The organism is Streptomyces sp. NPDC056222 (genome assembly GCF_042264065.1).
Lineage (GTDB): Bacteria > Actinomycetota > Actinomycetes > Streptomycetales > Streptomycetaceae > Streptomyces.
The window spans coordinates 179,040-193,631 of record NZ_JBHJTL010000003.1 but is presented as its reverse complement, the minus strand read 5'-3'; the positions used below and the strand labels follow the sequence as shown (position 1 = coordinate 193,631).

Here is a 14,592-nt window from a genome sequence, read left to right as displayed (position 1 = left end):
GAACAGGTGCCCTTGCCGGGCCCAGGCTCCCGGTCCGTACGGTGCGCAAAGGTGCGGCGCCGTCGTGGGGTTGTGCCCACCCTCCCCCAGACTCCGTCCGGGGGGACCCCCGTCGCCCCGCGGAACGCCTGCCCACAACCGGGTGGCGGGGGTTGAGAGTGGGCATCGCCCTGCGGGGCGGCTGACCGCCATCGGGGGCTGCCCCGGGTGGGCACCGCGCTCTGGGGCGCGGCGCGCCCCCGGGCGCTACGCTCCGCCGTTGGTCGCCGTCGTGTTCGCCAGCGCCGTCGAGAGTTCCTGCGCGACCTCCTGGAGGATCGGGACGATCTTCTCCGTCGCCGCCTCCGTCACACGCCCCGCCGGGCCCGAGATCGAGATCGCCGCCGCGGTGGGGGAGTTGGGGACCGACACCGCGAGGCAGCGGACTCCTATCTCCTGCTCGTTGTCGTCGACCGCGTACCCCGCGTCCCGGACCAGCGCGAGCGCGTCCAGGAAGCCGTCCGGAGTGGTGATCGTCTTCTCGGTGGCGGCCGGCATTCCCGTACGGGCGAGCAGCGCGCGCACCTCCTCCGCCGGGGTGTAGGCCAGCAGCGCCTTGCCCACGCCAGTGGAGTGCGGCAGCACGCGCCGGCCGACCTCGGTGAACATGCGCATCGAGTGCTTGGACGGCACCTGGGCGACGTACACGATCTCGTCGCCGTCGAGCAGCGCCATGTTCGCGGTCTCGCCGGTCTCCTCGACGAGCCGCGCGAGGTACGGGCGCGCCCAGGTGCCGAGCAGTCGGGAGGCGGACTCGCCCAGGCGGATGAGCCGGGGGCCGAGCGCGTACCGGCGGTTGGGCTGCTGGCGTACGTAACCGCAGGCCACGAGCGTGCGCATCAGCCGGTGGATGGTGGGCAGCGGCAGTCCGCTGCTGGCGGAGAGCTCGCTCAGCCCGACCTCGCCACCGGCGTCGGCCATCCGCTCCAGGAGATCGAAGGCACGCTCGAGGGACTGGACGCCACCGCTCGCGGCGGCGGGCTTGGCGGCGTCGGTGGTGCTGGCGCTGGACGTCGGCACGTCAAGGTCCTTTCGGGGCAGGCGGGCAAGGCAGCAGCCTACCGGGCCGTCCGGTCGGACACACGGTCCCGGTCGCGGTGTACGGGCCGGTCAGGGGGGTGTTTGTCCGGTGTCGGCGGCCGCCCGGCGACATCCGCCTCCTCCCCGCATGTACGGAGCTACGTTCTACTGTACGAAATTCCCATTCCACTTCATGGAAACGTCCAAGTTGGGCGCGCGGCGAGCGGCGGCGCCGGGGTCATGCTGGAAGTGTGCCCTTGACGGCATGTCGTCCCGAGTGAAGACTCCTTCAACAGTTCGTTGAAATTCTGCTGGAAAGGGGTACGGGTGGACGTCAACCTGGTACTGCGCTCGACACGCGTCATCACCCCCGAGGGGACGGGGCCCGCGTCGATCGCCGTCTCCGGCGGGACCATCGCCGCCGTGCTGCCGTACGACGCCGAGGTCCCGGAGGGCGCCCGGCTGGAGGACGTCGGCGACGACGTCGTACTCCCGGGGCTCGTCGACACCCATGTGCATGTGAACGACCCCGGCCGCACCGAGTGGGAAGGCTTCTGGACCGCCACCCGCGCCGCTGCCGCCGGCGGCATCACCACGCTCCTCGACATGCCGCTGAACTCGCTCCCGCCGACCACCACGGTCGAGCACCTGCGGGTCAAGCAGGACGTCGCCCGCACCAAGGCGCACATCGACGTCGGCTTCTGGGGCGGCGCGCTGCCCGACAACGTCAAGGACCTGCGGCCCCTGCACGACGCCGGTGTCTTCGGCTTCAAGTGCTTCCTGTCGCCGTCCGGCGTGGACGAGTTCCCGGAACTGGACCAGGAGCAGCTGGCGAACTCGCTCGCCGAGATCGCCGGGTTCGGCGGCCTGATGATCGTGCACGCCGAGGACCCGCACCATCTCGCCGCCGCCCCGCAGAAGAGCGGCGAGAAGTACGCCGACTTCCTCGCCTCCCGGCCGCGTGACGCCGAGAACACGGCGATCGAGAACCTGATCAACCAGGCCCGCCGCCTCAACGCCCGCGTGCACGTCCTGCACCTGTCCTCCTCGGACGCGCTCCCGCTGATCGCCGCCGCCAAGGCCGAGGGCGTCAAGATCACCGTCGAGTCCTGCCCGCACTTCCTCACGCTCACCGCAGAGGAAGTCCCGGACGGCGCCACCGAGTTCAAGTGCTGCCCGCCGATCCGCGAGGCGTCCAACCAGGACGCGCTCTGGAACGGTCTCGCCGACGGGACGATCGACTGCATCGTCTCCGACCACTCGCCCTCCACGGCCGACCTCAAGACCGCCGACTTCGCCTCCGCCTGGGGCGGCATCTCCTCCCTCCAGCTCGGCCTGCCCGCCATCTGGACCGAGGCCCGCCGCCGCGGCCACAGCCTGGAAGACGTCGTCCGCTGGATGTCCGCGGGCCCCGCGCGCCTCGCCGGCCTGGAGCAGAAGGGCGCGATCGAGGCAGGCCGCGACGCCGACTTCGCCGTCCTCGCCCCCGAGGCGACCTTCACCGTCGACCCGGCCGAGCTCCAGCACCGCAACCGCGTCACCGCCTACGCGGGCAGGACCCTGCACGGCGTCGTCACCTCCACCTGGCTGCGCGGCGAGCGGATCGTCGACCGCGGCACCCTCACCGAGCCCTCCGGCAGCCTCCTCGAAAGGAACAACTGACGTGTCCGCCATACCCAGCTTCACCGGCGACGCCAGCCCCTACGGCGGCGGCGACCCGTACGCCGACTACCGCACGGCGGACTTCCCCTTCACGCAGTACGCGGACCTCGCCGACCGCCGTCTCGGCGCCGGTGTGATCGCCGCCAACGACGAGTTCTTCGCCGAGCGCGAGAACATGCTCAAGCCCGAGGCCGCGGAGTTCGACCCCGAGCACTTCGGTCACAAGGGCAAGATCATGGACGGCTGGGAGACCCGCCGCCGCCGCGGTGTGTCCGCCCAGCAGCCGCACCCGACCGAGGACGACCACGACTGGGCGTTCGTACGTCTCGGTGCCCCCGGCGTCGTACGCGGCATCGTCGTCGACACCGCGCACTTCCGCGGCAACTACCCGCAGGCCGTCTCCGTGGAGGCCACCTCCGTGGCCGGCTCGCCCTCGCCCGAGGAACTCCTCGCGGACGACGTGAAGTGGACGACCCTCGTCCCGCGCACCGCCATCGGCGGGCACGCCGCCAACGGCTTCGCCGTCGACGTCGAGCAGCGCTTCACCCACCTCCGGGTCAACCAGCACCCCGACGGCGGCATCGCGCGCCTCCGCGTGTACGGAGAGGTCGCCCCGGACCCGAAGTGGCTCGGCGTGCTCGGCACCTTCGACCTCGCCGCGCTCGAGAACGGCGGCCAGGTCGAGGACGCCTCCGACCGCTTCTACTCCCCGGCGACCAACACCATCCAGCCCGGCCGCTCCCGCAAGATGGACGACGGCTGGGAGACGCGCCGCCGCCGCGACAAGGGCAACGACTGGATCCGCTACAGCCTGGTCGCCGAGTCCGAGATCCGCGCGGTCGAGATCGACACCGCGTACCTCAAGGGCAACAGCGCGGGCTGGGCGGCGCTCTCCGTGGCGGCCGAGGGCTCCGAGGACTGGACCGAGGTCCTGCCCCGGACCCGCCTCCAGCCCGACACCAACCACCGCTTCGTGCTGGACGCGCCGGCGGTCGGCTCCCGGGTCCGGATCGACATCTACCCCGACGGCGGCATCTCCCGCCTCCGCCTCTTCGGTTCGCTCACCGACGAGGGCTCCGCGCGTCTGACGGCGCGCCACCAGGAACTGGGCGGGTAACGACACCCCGCCCGGCCCGCGAGGGCGCACCGGCCGACAGCACCGGTGCGCCCTCGCGAACTCCCGTCTTGTTCGGGCTCGGTCACCTCCGGGCGCTCGCGCCGGGCTCACCACCCCGACCGTGCTCGCCTCCCTCGTTCCTTGGGAGGCTCCGCGCGCTCGGCGTCGTTCCCCCGGCGCGCCCTTCGGCTCACTCGCCGGTCCTCGTGGTCGCCCTTACGCCGCGTGGCCGCCGACCACCGAGAAGCGCCCCTAGGCCGCGTGGCCGCCGTCCACCGAGAACTCCGCGCCCGTCATGTACTTCGCCCCCGGGCCCGCCAGGAACGCCACCGTCGCCGCGACCTCGTCCGCCGTGCCGAAGCGGCCCAGGGCCGTCAGGGACGCCTGGTCCGCCGCGTACGGGCCGTCCGCCGGGTTCATATCGGTGTCGACCGGCCCCGGGTGGACGATGTTCGCGGTGATGCCGCGGCCGCCCAGCTCTCGCGCCAGCGCCTTGTTCAGTCCGATCAGCGCCGACTTGCTCATCGCGTAGAGCGTGCCGCCGGGCCCCGGTACGCGCTGCGTCATGCACGAGCCGATTGTGATGATCCGCCCGCCCCGGTCCATCCGCGCGGCCGCGGCCTGGGCGGCGAGGAAGGCCCCGCGTACGTTCACCGCGAGGACCCGGTCCACATCCGCCAGAGCCAGCGACTCCAGCGGCGCGACGACCCCGACCCCGGCGTTGTTGACCAGGACGTCGATCCTGCCGAGGGCGTCCGCCACCCACTCCACCGCGCCCGCCGCGTCCCCGGCGTCCGATGCGTCGGCCCGCAGGGGAAGCGCCTTGCGACCGGCAGCCTCGATCCGCGCGGCGACCTCGTTCGCCCGCTCCTCGCCCGCCACGTAGGTGAACGCCACGTCGGCGCCCTCCTGGGCCAGCCGGAGCGCCGTCGCGGCGCCGATCCCGCGGCTGCCGCCCGTCACCAGGACCGCCTTGCCGTTCATCGTGGACATCCCGAAACCTCCGTAAGAACACTGCCAAGTGGTTGCGGGTTCAATCGAACTCGGCGGGTCGTCACGGTGCTGGCGGCAATCGGACACCGACGCCCACCGATGAGTTCCGCCGAGCGGTGGAGTCGGAGCTTGTGAGACACGATGGACCGGGGGATCCCGGCAGAAGCGAAAGGTCAGCACCATGGGCAAGCTCTCCCTCACCCAGTTCGTGACGATCGACGGCGTCTACCAGGCACCCGGCGGGCCCGACGAGGACCCCAGCGGCGGCTTCGAGCACGGCGGCTGGTCCGTCCCGTACGGCGACGACGACTTCGGGGCCTTCATGGACGAGGTGTTCCAGCGGCCCGCCGCCTTCCTGCTCGGTCGCCGTACGTACGACATCTTCGCGGGCTACTGGCCGAAGCAGACCGACCCCGCCAACCCCGTCGCCACGAAGCTCAACTCCCTCCCCAAGTACGTCGCCTCCACCACGCTCAAGACGGCCGACTGGGCCGGCACGACCGTCCTCGGAGGCGATGTCGTCAAGGAAGTGGCGGCACTGAAGGACCGCGTGGACGGCGAGGTGCAGATGCACGGCAGCGGCGGCCTCGCCAAGTCCCTGCTGGCCGCCGACCTCATCGACACGCTCCACCTGCTCGTCTTCCCCGTCGTCCTCGGTACGGGCCTGAACCTCTTCGACGGCGCCCGGCCCACCGCCTTCCGCAACGTCGGGACCAGGACGACCGGCTCGGGCATCGCCATCAGTACGTACGAGCTGGCGGGCCGCCCCAAGTACGGGAGCTATGTGTAGCAGAAACGTGTAGCCGCCACCGGTTTCTCCGGGTACGGTGATCGTCCCGCGTGCGAGCCGCCGAAGTCTCCACCCCGTCCGACGAGTTGGAGCAGGCCCCGCGATGACGTCGATTGCCGCTTCCGTACCCCTTCGCGCCCCGCGTCGCGCCTGGCTCACCGACCTCCCGGTGCTGCTCGTCGCCGTCGTCTGGGGCGCCAGCTACCTCGCGGCCAAGGGCATCACGACCACCCACACGGTCGTCGCCGTTCTGGTCCTGCGGTTCGCCGTCGTCCTGCCCGCCCTTGTCGTCGCCGGATGGCGGGGGCTGCGGGCGCTGACCGTCTCCCAGTGGCGCGGCGCAGGACTTCTCGGCCTGATCCTCAGCGGGATCTTCCTCCTGGAGACCTATGGAGTCGTCCACACCTCCGCCACCAACGCGGGCCTGATCATCAGCCTCACCATGATTCTCACGCCGCTGGCCGAGGCCGCCGTCACCAGGACGAGGCCGCCCCGCGCCTTCCTGGCCGCCGCCGGGCTCTCGGTGGCCGGCGTGGTGCTGCTGACCCAGGGCGGAGGCTTCAGCACCCCGTCCCTCGGCGACCTGCTGATGCTGCTGGCAGCCCTCGCCCGGACCGTGCACGTGCTGGCCATGTCCCGGATCAAGGCGGTCGAGGGCGCCGACTCGCTCTCCCTCACCACCGTCCAACTCGGCTCCGCCGTCGTGGTCTTCGCGCTGCTCGCCGCCGCACCCGGCACCGGCGCGTCCCCCTGGTCGGTGGCGCTGGACTTCGGCCCGCGCGAATGGGCCGGGCTGCTCTTCCTCTCCGTCTTCTGCACGCTCTTCGCCTTCTTCGTGCAGATGTGGGCCGTCCGCCGCACCTCCCCCTCGCGCGTCAGCCTCCTGCTCGGGACGGAACCCCTGTGGGCCGCGGCCGCCGGCATCGCGATCGCCGGTGACCGGCCCGGCGTGCTCGGCATCGCGGGCGCCGTTCTCGTCCTCGCGGGGACGAGTTGGGGCCGTCGGGCCGCGGACGAGAGCGGCCGGTAGGTTCTAGCGCCATGCGTTCACTCTCGTACGACATAGAATTCCGCGCCCGCGCACGGCGCACCCAGGGATGGGGACTCGGGCTGCTGGCCCTCGCCGGACTGATGTGGATCTGGCTGGCCGTGCTGATCTTCTCGCCGTACGAGGCCGAGTGGGACGGCCGGAGCAAGGACTGTGTCTCCCGCTGGACCAGCGAGAACCTGCACAACAGCGACAGCAGGTGCGTCAATGAACGTGACTGGCCCGAGCTCCTCGCCGTGCTCGGCGGCTCGGTTCCCCTCGCCGTCGTCGGCAGCGTCCTCTACACCAGCGGTTCGGTCTCCCACCGCATGGCCGAGCACCTCGCCGAGGTCACCCGCCTCACCGAGGCGAGCGCCTGAACCGGACCCGCGCGTAGCGGCCGGCGACAAGGGGCGGGGCGAGGTCAGGGACGTTCGGAGAACTGCAGCATCCCGCCGACGGCGAAGCACACCGCTCCCGTGAGCGTGCCCCAGTTCGCGATGTCGACATTGAGCAGATTCCCGGTCGCCGGCCGGGTGAAGGCGGCCAGTGCCGACACCATGAAGAGGACCGACCCCAACTGGTTGATCGCGACGATCCACCAGGCGAGGTCGTGCGCGCGCACGCGCGGCCTGCCGTGGCAGACCTCGACCAGGGCGAGGTGCCCCGAGACCAGGAACAGGGTGCACCCCACCATGTCCGGGGCCCAGACGAGCCGGTTCATCTGATGCACCGAGAGTCCCTGGAGCAGGGAACTCAGCAGATTGACGCCGAACACGAGCGTGCCGGCGAACAGCAGGAAGGTGCTGAGCCAGTCGATCCGGGCCGGCTCGTAGCGCCACCACGACCAGGGCCGCGCGGTGAGCCTGCCGGCCTCGCCGTCCCGGCGGGGTGTGTTGATGCTCTGGAGGAGTGAGGCGTACCCGCCGGTGTTGAAGAACAGGCCGCCGGTGAAGTAGATCCAGGCGCTCGTCACATCGCCCGGGCCGAACTGCGCCAGTCCGGCTCCGAGGGCGAAGAGCGTGCCGCCGACCGTGAAGGCGCCCGCGGCGACGGCGTTCAGCCTGCGCGCGCGGGCGACGGCCACCGCGTCCGCCCGTCGGGTACGGGCTTCCGTCTCGCCCGTGGCCCGTACGGTCAGCCGGGCTCGTTTGCGGGCCAGGCGGGACTCCCAGACCGCGGTGCCCCCGTCCCGTGGTCGCCAGGTGAGCCGGGTCGTGAACGGTCCCGCCCCCTCGGCGTGCTCCTCGGCTCTGCCCACCCGCCGACTGTATCCCGTCGGCGACAAAAGGTGCCTTTCGGGCAGGCGCTAGGTCAGCACGTTGACGGCGCGGGCGACGACGAGGCCGAGGATGATCAGGGAGACGAGCGACTGCACCGCCATGGCCATCTTCGCCCAGGGGGCCAGTGGCATGACGTCCGTCGGGCTGAAGGCGGTGGCGTTGGTGAGCCCGAGGTAGAGGTAGTCCACGAAGCGCGGGCGCCAGCCGGGGGTGGCGAGCTCGGGGCTGAGCTGCTGGGGGAAGGCGAGTGCCGGAGCGGCGGGCATGTGGTGGGCGCGGGCCGCCGCACCACCGCAGTCGAGTTCGAAGTACAGCAGGGAGAAGGCGAGGACGGTGCCGGCCCAGACGGTCCCGCCGGTCTGCAGCAGACTCGCCGCGGAGGCGGTCTCCTTCCCACCGTGGATGATGTCGTCGGTCAACTGGACGGTCGACCAGACGGCGCCGAGCGCCAGGACGCCGACCAAGGCGATCGACACGGCGCGCAGGGCGGCCGAGCGGCGGTCGATCCGGCCCGGGTCCCCCGCGATCAGCGCAAGCAGGAGGAGGCCTTCGATGCTGGGGAGCACCCAGATGGGGGCCAGCCGAAGGGCGTCGGGGAGCAGCAGGGTCAGCGTCATCGCGGCCACGACGGCGGTGGCCATCGGCCAGCGGGCCTCGCCGGCGACCTCGTCCTGCCGCTGCGGCCCCGCCGGGGGATCGGTGGCGTGCTGTCGGCTCACGTCGGTAGCCCCCTGTCGGTGTCGCCACCACCCCACTACACCTCCGACGGCCGCGCAGCGCCCGGGATCCGTCCGGGTCAACCGACCGACCGGAACGGCGGATGTCGCCTCAGGTCCGCCGCTTGGTGTCGGCGACCATGACGATCGCGAAGCCGACCACCGCGATCGCGATATTGGTGAGGATCTCCCGGCCCTCCAGGAACGAGACGTTCTCCGTCAGGAACCGGGTGAACCCCATGAACGGGAACCAGCCCGTCAACTCGCGCAGCACCCCCGCGATGCCGCCGATCAGCACCACACCGCCCACGAACTCCAGAATCTTCTTCATGGGCCGATCCTGGCGTCGCGTTCCTCGCGCCCGCGTCGGCCGGTGGGACAGAGCCGGTGCTACCGAAGTCTCGTACCGCGCGACTTTGGTAGCCATCGGACGTTCCGGCCCGGCCCCGCGCCCCTGACGTGCGTACTTTGGTTCGTATGACACGTACGGACCGCTACGCCTGGCTGCTGCCCTCGGCCATGGCCGACCCTCCGGCCGACGCCCCACCCGGCCGCAGGCCGCGCCGCACCGTACGCGACTGGGTCGTCGACACCACCCTGTTCCTCCTCGCGGTCCTCTTCGGCATGATCGCGGCCGACGCCACCGACGACCTGAACAGCCACGCCGTCGCCGTGGCCGACCAGGCCGTAGGTGCCGCCGCCTGCTGCGCCCTCTGGCTGCGCCGCCGCTGGCCCGTCGGCCTCGCGGTCGCGCTCAGCCTCGTCAGCGTGGCCGCGCCCCTCGCCGGCGGCGCCTTCCTCGTGAGCCTGTTCAGCCTCGCCGTCCGGCGGCCCTTCCGCGAGGTCGCCTGGGTCGGCGCGCTCTCCCTCGCCAGTACCACCGCCCAGGTCTTCGTGCGCCCCGACCCTGCGACCGGGACCGTTCCCGGGATCCTCATCGGCTTCATCCTGGTCCTGCTCATGACCGCCTGGGGGATGCTCGTACGTTCCCGGCGCCAGCTCGTCGAGGCCCTGCGTGAACGCGCCCGGCGCGCCGAGGCCGAGGCGGAGCTGCGCGCCGAGCAGGCCCAGCGGCTCGCCCGCGAGGCCATCGCCCGCGAGATGCACGACGTCCTCGCCCACCGGCTCACCCTGCTCAGCGTGCACGCCGGAGCGCTGGAGTTCCGGCCCGACGCCCCGCCGGAGCAGGTGGCCCGCGCCGCCGGAGTCATCCGGGACAGCGCCCACGAGGCCCTCCAGGACCTCCGGCAGATCATCGGCGTCCTGCGCGCCCCGGGCGAGGGCGCGGAGGGCGACCGGCCGCAGCCCACCCTCGCCACGCTCGACGCGCTGGTCGCCGAGTCCCGCGGGGCCGGCACGAAAGTCGTCCTCGACTCCACGATCGACGATCCGGAGGCGGTCCCCGCCTCCACCGGCCGCACCGTCTACCGGATCGCGCAGGAGGGCCTCACCAACGCCCGCAAGCACGCCCCCGGCACCGAGGTCACCCTCACCGTGCGCGGCCGTCCGGGCGACGGACTGACCATCGACGTCCACAACCCGGCCCCCACCGGGCCCGTCCCGCACGTCCCCGGTTCCGGTCAGGGACTCATCGGCCTCACCGAGCGCGCCACCCTCGCCGGTGGGCGCCTCGACCACGGCCCGGCCCCCGGCGGAGGGTTCGCCCTGCACGCCTGGCTACCGTGGCCCTCATGACCATCCGTCTGCTCGTCGTCGACGACGACCCCCTGGTCCGCGCCGGCCTCACCTTCATGCTCGACGGCGCCGACGACATCGAGATCGTCGGCGAGGGCACCGACGGCCGGGACGTCCCCGACCTCGTCGCCCGCCTCGCCCCGGACGTCGTCCTGATGGACATCCGGATGCCGCACGTCGACGGCCTCACCGCCACCGAACTGCTGCGTGCCCGCCCCGACGCCCCCGAGGTCGTGGTCCTCACCACCTTCCACGCCGACGAGCAGGTGCTGCGCGCCCTGCGCGCGGGCGCGGCCGGTTTCGTCCTCAAGGACACTCCGCCCGCCGAGATCGTCGCCGCCGTGCGTCGCGTCGCGTCCGGCGACCCCGTGCTCTCCCCGGCCGTCACCCGCCAGCTGATGAGCCATGTCACGGGCCGGCCGGAGCAGCCGAGGAGCGCGACCGCGGCGGGCAGGCTCGCCGAACTCGCCCAGCGCGAACGCGAGGTCGCCGTCGCCGTCGGCCGCGGGCAGTCCAACGCCGAGATCGCCGCCGCCCTCTACATGAGCGTGCCGACCGTCAAGACCCATGTCTCACGGATTCTCGCCAAACTCGGCCTCAACAACCGTGTCCAGATCGCGCTTCTCGTCCACGACGCCGGCCTCCTCGACGAGAACGACACCGCCTAGGGTGGGGCGATGTCCGTCATCGAACTGGGGGAGTGGGGCGCGGACTTCACCGCGAATCCGTATCCCTACTACGCGAAGCTCCGCGAGAGCGGTCCCGTCCACCACATCCGTATGCCCGACGGCTGGGAGTTCTGGCTCGTCGTCGGACACGAGGAGGGGCGGGCGGCCCTCGCCGACCCGCGTCTGGTGAAGTCGCCGTCCGTCATCGACGTCGTCCCGGTCGACGAGGAGGTCATCGGCCCCAACCTGCTCGCCGTGGACGCACCCGACCACACCCGGCTGCGCAAGCTCGTCGCACGGGAGTTCACCGGGCGGCGGGTGGAGGCCCTGCGTCCCCGCATCCAGGAGCTCGCCGACGGACTCGTCGACGCCATGGCCCCGGCAGGCCGCGCCGATCTCGTGGACTCCTTCGCGTTCCCGCTGCCCATGACCGTCATCTGCGAGCTCCTCGGCGTCCCGGCGGCCGACCGGGACTCCTTCCGGCACTGGTCGAACGAGCTGGTCGCGCCGGCCACCGGAACCCCCGCGCGGGAGGTCGTCGAGGGCTTCGGCGCCTACCTCGACGAGCTCATCGAGGACAAGCGGGCCTCCGGACCCCAGGACGACCTGCTCTCCGCGCTGATCGCCACGCGCGCCGAGGACGGCGACCGGCTCTCCCTTCCCGAACTGCGGGCGATGGCGTACCTGTTGCTCGTCGCCGGGCACGAGACCACCGTCGGTCTGATCACCAACACGATGCGGGCCCTCTTCGCCCACCCCGACCAACTCGCCCAACTACGAGCCGATTTCGGGCTGCTCGACGGGGTGATCGAGGAAGGGCTGCGCTACGACGGGCCGGTGGAGACCACCACCTTCCGGATCGCCAAGGAGCCGACCACCGTCGGAGGCACCGACATCCCGGCCCGCTCCGCCGTCTTCGTCTCCCTCGCGGCCGCCGACCGCGACCCGAACCGCTTCCCCGAACCGGACCGCTTCGACATCCGCCGCGAACCGCGCGGCCATCTGGCCTTCGGGCACGGCATCCACTACTGTCTCGGCGCACCGCTCGCCCGCCTCGAGGGCACCATCGCGATCCGGACACTGCTGGAACGATTCCCGCGGCTGGAACTCGACCCCGAGGGCGCTCCTTGGGAGTGGATGCCCGGCCTGCTCGTCCGCGGTGTGCGCCGCCTTCCCGTCCGGTGGTGACCCCGATGACCGATCCCTCGCACGACCTCGACCTCGTCCTCGCGCGGAAGGTCCTGGACGCCCAGCCGTTCAGCCGGCTCGTCGGCGCCCGGATCACCGCCTTCGGCGACGGCGCGGCCACCCTCGAGGTCGACCTCCGCGAGGAGCTCCAGCAGCAGAACGGGTTCGCGCACGGCGGTGTGCTCTCGTACGCCGCCGACAACGCGCTCACCTTCGCGGCCGGCACCGCGCTGGGCGCGGCCGTCCTGACCGCCGGCTTCTCCATCCAGTACGTCCGCCCCGCGCGGGGCCGCACGCTCGTCGCCCGCGCGAGCGTGGTCCACGCGGGACGACGGCAGGCGGTGGTCCGGTGCGACCTGCTGACGGTGGACGAGGCGGGCGACGAGACCCTGTGCGCGGTGGCACAGGGAACGGTCCTCTCCGCGAACGGCTGAGCGGACGCGCTACGACGGGATCTCGGCGTAGGACTGGATCCGGCCCACTCCTGGATCTCCCTCTACGACGGGATCTCGGCGAGCGCGACCGGTCGGTGCTCGCGCCGTGAGCGCTCGCAGGCCTCCGCGATCCGCAGGGCCTCAAGCGCCTCGCGGCCGTCGCACGGATTGGGTGCCTCGCCGCGGACCAGCCGGACGAAGGCGTCCAGTTCCGCCTCGTACGCGGGGGCGAACCGCTCCAGGAAGCCCGGCCAGGGCTTGACCGGGGCGGGCGGTCCCGAGGGCTCCGCCGAGGTGAGCGGGGTCCGGTCGTCCAGGCCGACGGCGATCTGGTCCCGCTCGCCCGCCAGCTCCATCCGGACGTCGTAACCGGCGCCGTTGCACCGGGTCGCCGTCGCCGTCGCGAGCGTGCCGTCGTCCAGGGTGAGCACCGCCGCCGCGGTGTCCACGTCGCCCGCCTCGCGGAACATCGCGGGGCCCGCGTCCGAGCCGGTGGCGTACACCTCGACGACCTCCCGTCCGGTCACCCAGCGCAGTATGTCGAAGTCGTGCACGAGGCAGTCCCGGAAGAGACCGCCGGAGAGCGGCAGATACGCGGCGGGCGGCGGGGCGGGGTCGGAGGTGGCCGAGCGTACGGTGTGCAGGCGGCCGAGCCGACCCGTCCGCACGGCCTCGCGGGCGGCGGCGTACCCGGCGTCGAAGCGGCGCATGAAGCCGAGCTGGAGCTCCGTGCCCGCGGCCTCGACCGCCCGCAGCGCACCGAGCGTGCCGGGCACGTCCAGGGCGATGGGCTTCTCGCAGAAGGCGGGCAGTCCGGCACCCGCCGCGCGGCCGATCAGCTCGGCGTGGGCGGCGGTGGCGGAGGCGATGACGACGGCGTCGAGGGCGTGGTCGAGGAGGGCGTCGACGGTGGGCGCCGCGCCGGCGCCGATCGCCCCGGCGACCTGCGCGGCCCGGGTGGCGTCCGCGTCCGCCACGACAAGCGATTCGACCTCCGGATGGCGGGCGAGCACGCCCGCGTGGAAGGCCCCGATACGTCCCGTTCCGATCAGTCCGATGCGCATGGCCCCCAAGGTGGTGCCGAACGGAGACCCTGTCAAGGATTTGTCAGGACAATCGGACTTCACCACTTCCTGTCATCTTCTCCTCGGGCTACGCTCCCGTGCGTGTCCAAGCCGCCGTCGTCCGCCTCGCTGCCACCCTTCTCCGTGGACCGCACCAGCCCGGTCCCGCTCTACTACCAGCTCGCCCAGCAGCTGGAGGCGGCGATCGAGAAGGGGGTCCTGACCCCCGGAAGCCTGCTCGGAAACGAGATCGACCTCGCCACCCGACTGGGCCTGTCCCGGCCCACCGTCCGCCAGGCCATCCAGTCGCTGGTCGACAAGGGCCTCCTGGTCCGCCGGCGGGGCGTCGGCACCCAGGTCGTGCACAGCCAGGTCAGGCGCCCGCTGGAGCTCAGCAGCCTCTACGACGACCTGGAGGCGGCCGGCCAGCGCCCCGCCACCCGCGTCCTCGCCGACCGCGTCGAACCCGCCACCGCCCGGGTCGCCGCCGCCCTCGGCGTACCGGAGGGCAGCGACGTGCGGTACGTGGAGCGGCTCCGCTCCGCGCACGACGAACCGATGGCGTACCTGCGCAACCATCTGCCGGCCGGACTCCTCGACCTGGACCCCGGACAACTGGAGACCACCGGCCTCTACCGCCTCATGCGCGGCGCCGGTATCACTCTCCACAGCGCCCGCCAGACCGTGGGCGCCCGGGCCGCCACGGCGGCCGAGGCGGACCTGCTGGCCGAGGAGGAGGGAGCCCCGCTGCTCACCATGGAACGCACCACCTTCGACGACACCGGACGTGCCGTCGAGTTCGGATCGCAGCTCTACCGGGCCTCCCGGTACTCCTTCGAGTTCCAGCTCCTGGTGCGCCCCTAGCCTTAGATCCGCCCCGCGAAGATCCGCGCGAC

At 72.3% G+C, this 14,592-nt stretch carries 16 protein-coding genes; 10 read left to right on the top strand and 6 right to left on the bottom strand.

Annotation, left to right across the window (positions count from 1 at the left end; genetic code table 11):
* Positions 1-246: 246 nt before the first annotated feature.
* The gene (locus ACFC0D_RS03060; RefSeq protein ID WP_376430708.1) at positions 247-1,059 is read right to left on the bottom strand and encodes an IclR family transcriptional regulator; all 813 of its coding nucleotides are present in this window, start codon (positions 1,057-1,059) and stop codon (positions 247-249) included.
* Positions 1,060-1,386: 327 nt separating this feature from the next.
* Between ACFC0D_RS03060 and allB the strand changes: the two genes are divergently transcribed.
* Positions 1,387-2,721 carry an allantoinase AllB gene (gene allB / locus ACFC0D_RS03055; protein ID WP_376430707.1) on the top strand — a complete coding sequence of 445 codons (1,335 nt, stop codon included), beginning with the start codon at positions 1,387-1,389 and terminating at the stop codon, positions 2,719-2,721.
* 1 nt (position 2,722) lies between these two features.
* Positions 2,723-3,838, top strand: coding sequence for an allantoicase (alc, locus tag ACFC0D_RS03050; protein WP_376430706.1), 1,116 nt, complete (start codon positions 2,723-2,725; stop codon positions 3,836-3,838).
* 252 nt (positions 3,839-4,090) lie between these two features.
* Here the strand turns inward: alc and ACFC0D_RS03045 are convergent, their stop codons facing one another.
* Positions 4,091-4,831, bottom strand: coding sequence for an SDR family NAD(P)-dependent oxidoreductase (locus ACFC0D_RS03045; protein WP_376430705.1), 741 nt, complete (start codon positions 4,829-4,831; stop codon positions 4,091-4,093).
* Positions 4,832-5,012: 181 nt separating this feature from the next.
* On the opposite strand from ACFC0D_RS03045, the gene ACFC0D_RS03040 reads away from it, so the two are divergent.
* The 3 genes from ACFC0D_RS03040 (at position 5,013) to ACFC0D_RS03030 (ending at position 7,028) form a co-directional block, all read left to right on the top strand.
* On the top strand, positions 5,013-5,621 hold the full coding sequence (locus ACFC0D_RS03040; RefSeq protein WP_376430704.1) for a dihydrofolate reductase family protein: 609 nt from the start codon (positions 5,013-5,015) through the stop codon (positions 5,619-5,621).
* 103 nt (positions 5,622-5,724) lie between these two features.
* A complete protein-coding gene (locus tag ACFC0D_RS03035) occupies positions 5,725-6,651 on the top strand; it encodes a DMT family transporter (RefSeq protein ID WP_376430703.1) in 927 nt (308 codons plus the stop codon).
* Positions 6,652-6,662: 11 nt separating this feature from the next.
* Positions 6,663-7,028 carry a hypothetical protein gene (locus ACFC0D_RS03030; RefSeq protein ID WP_376430702.1) on the top strand — a complete coding sequence of 122 codons (366 nt, stop codon included), beginning with the start codon at positions 6,663-6,665 and terminating at the stop codon, positions 7,026-7,028.
* Positions 7,029-7,072: 44 nt separating this feature from the next.
* Here ACFC0D_RS03030 and ACFC0D_RS03025 read toward each other — a convergent pair whose 3' ends face one another.
* From ACFC0D_RS03025 to ACFC0D_RS03015, 3 genes are all read right to left on the bottom strand, one after another.
* Positions 7,073-7,909, bottom strand: coding sequence for a hypothetical protein (locus ACFC0D_RS03025; protein ID WP_376430701.1), 837 nt, complete (start codon positions 7,907-7,909; stop codon positions 7,073-7,075).
* A 48-nt stretch (positions 7,910-7,957) separates the two neighbouring features.
* Positions 7,958-8,650, bottom strand: coding sequence for a hypothetical protein (locus ACFC0D_RS03020; protein WP_376430700.1), 693 nt, complete (start codon positions 8,648-8,650; stop codon positions 7,958-7,960).
* Between the two features lie 109 nt (positions 8,651-8,759).
* Positions 8,760-8,978 carry a hypothetical protein gene (locus ACFC0D_RS03015; RefSeq protein WP_376430699.1) on the bottom strand — a complete coding sequence of 73 codons (219 nt, stop codon included), beginning with the start codon at positions 8,976-8,978 and terminating at the stop codon, positions 8,760-8,762.
* 146 nt (positions 8,979-9,124) lie between these two features.
* Between ACFC0D_RS03015 and ACFC0D_RS03010 the strand changes: the two genes are divergently transcribed.
* The 4 genes from ACFC0D_RS03010 to ACFC0D_RS02995 are packed head-to-tail and all read left to right on the top strand — an operon-like array spanning position 9,125 to position 12,632.
* Positions 9,125-10,342 carry a sensor histidine kinase gene (locus ACFC0D_RS03010; protein WP_376430698.1) on the top strand — a complete coding sequence of 406 codons (1,218 nt, stop codon included), beginning with the start codon at positions 9,125-9,127 and terminating at the stop codon, positions 10,340-10,342.
* Positions 10,339-11,010, top strand: a complete 672-nt coding sequence (locus tag ACFC0D_RS03005) for a response regulator (RefSeq protein WP_376430697.1) — start codon at positions 10,339-10,341, stop codon at positions 11,008-11,010. Before ACFC0D_RS03010 ends, ACFC0D_RS03005 begins: the two co-directional genes overlap by 4 nt.
* A gap of 9 nt (positions 11,011-11,019) precedes the next feature.
* Positions 11,020-12,198 (top strand): cytochrome P450, encoded by a 1,179-nt coding sequence (locus tag ACFC0D_RS03000; protein WP_376430696.1) that lies wholly within the window; start codon positions 11,020-11,022, stop codon positions 12,196-12,198.
* A gap of 5 nt (positions 12,199-12,203) precedes the next feature.
* A complete protein-coding gene (locus ACFC0D_RS02995; RefSeq protein ID WP_376430695.1) occupies positions 12,204-12,632 on the top strand; it encodes a PaaI family thioesterase in 429 nt (142 codons plus the stop codon).
* Between the two features lie 62 nt (positions 12,633-12,694).
* Here ACFC0D_RS02995 and ACFC0D_RS02990 read toward each other — a convergent pair whose 3' ends face one another.
* Complete coding sequence (locus tag ACFC0D_RS02990) at positions 12,695-13,696, bottom strand: Gfo/Idh/MocA family oxidoreductase (RefSeq protein ID WP_376430694.1); 1,002 nt, start codon at positions 13,694-13,696, stop codon at positions 12,695-12,697.
* A 144-nt stretch (positions 13,697-13,840) separates the two neighbouring features.
* Between ACFC0D_RS02990 and ACFC0D_RS02985 the strand changes: the two genes are divergently transcribed.
* Entirely contained in the window at positions 13,841-14,560 is a 720-nt protein-coding gene (locus tag ACFC0D_RS02985) for a GntR family transcriptional regulator (RefSeq protein ID WP_376430720.1), read from the top strand.
* Positions 14,561-14,592: the final 32 nt, after the last annotated feature.

Bases quoted from the DNA above. Each gene is read 5' to 3' on its own strand.
- ACFC0D_RS03045 (WP_376430705.1), bottom strand. From the start codon at position 4,831: ATGTCCACGATGAACGGCAAGGCGGTCCTGGTGACGGGCGGCAGCCGC.
- ACFC0D_RS03040 (WP_376430704.1), top strand. From the start codon at position 5,013: ATGGGCAAGCTCTCCCTCACCCAGTTCGTGACGATCGACGGCGTCTAC.
- ACFC0D_RS03035 (WP_376430703.1), top strand. From the start codon at position 5,725: ATGACGTCGATTGCCGCTTCCGTACCCCTTCGCGCCCCGCGTCGCGCC.
- ACFC0D_RS03030 (WP_376430702.1), top strand. From the start codon at position 6,663: ATGCGTTCACTCTCGTACGACATAGAATTCCGCGCCCGCGCACGGCGC.
- ACFC0D_RS03015 (WP_376430699.1), bottom strand. From the start codon at position 8,978: ATGAAGAAGATTCTGGAGTTCGTGGGCGGTGTGGTGCTGATCGGCGGC.
- ACFC0D_RS03010 (WP_376430698.1), top strand. From the start codon at position 9,125: ATGACACGTACGGACCGCTACGCCTGGCTGCTGCCCTCGGCCATGGCC.
- ACFC0D_RS03005 (WP_376430697.1), top strand. From the start codon at position 10,339: ATGACCATCCGTCTGCTCGTCGTCGACGACGACCCCCTGGTCCGCGCC.
- ACFC0D_RS03000 (WP_376430696.1), top strand. From the start codon at position 11,020: ATGTCCGTCATCGAACTGGGGGAGTGGGGCGCGGACTTCACCGCGAAT.
- ACFC0D_RS02995 (WP_376430695.1), top strand. From the start codon at position 12,204: ATGACCGATCCCTCGCACGACCTCGACCTCGTCCTCGCGCGGAAGGTC.
- ACFC0D_RS02990 (WP_376430694.1), bottom strand. From the start codon at position 13,696: ATGCGCATCGGACTGATCGGAACGGGACGTATCGGGGCCTTCCACGCG.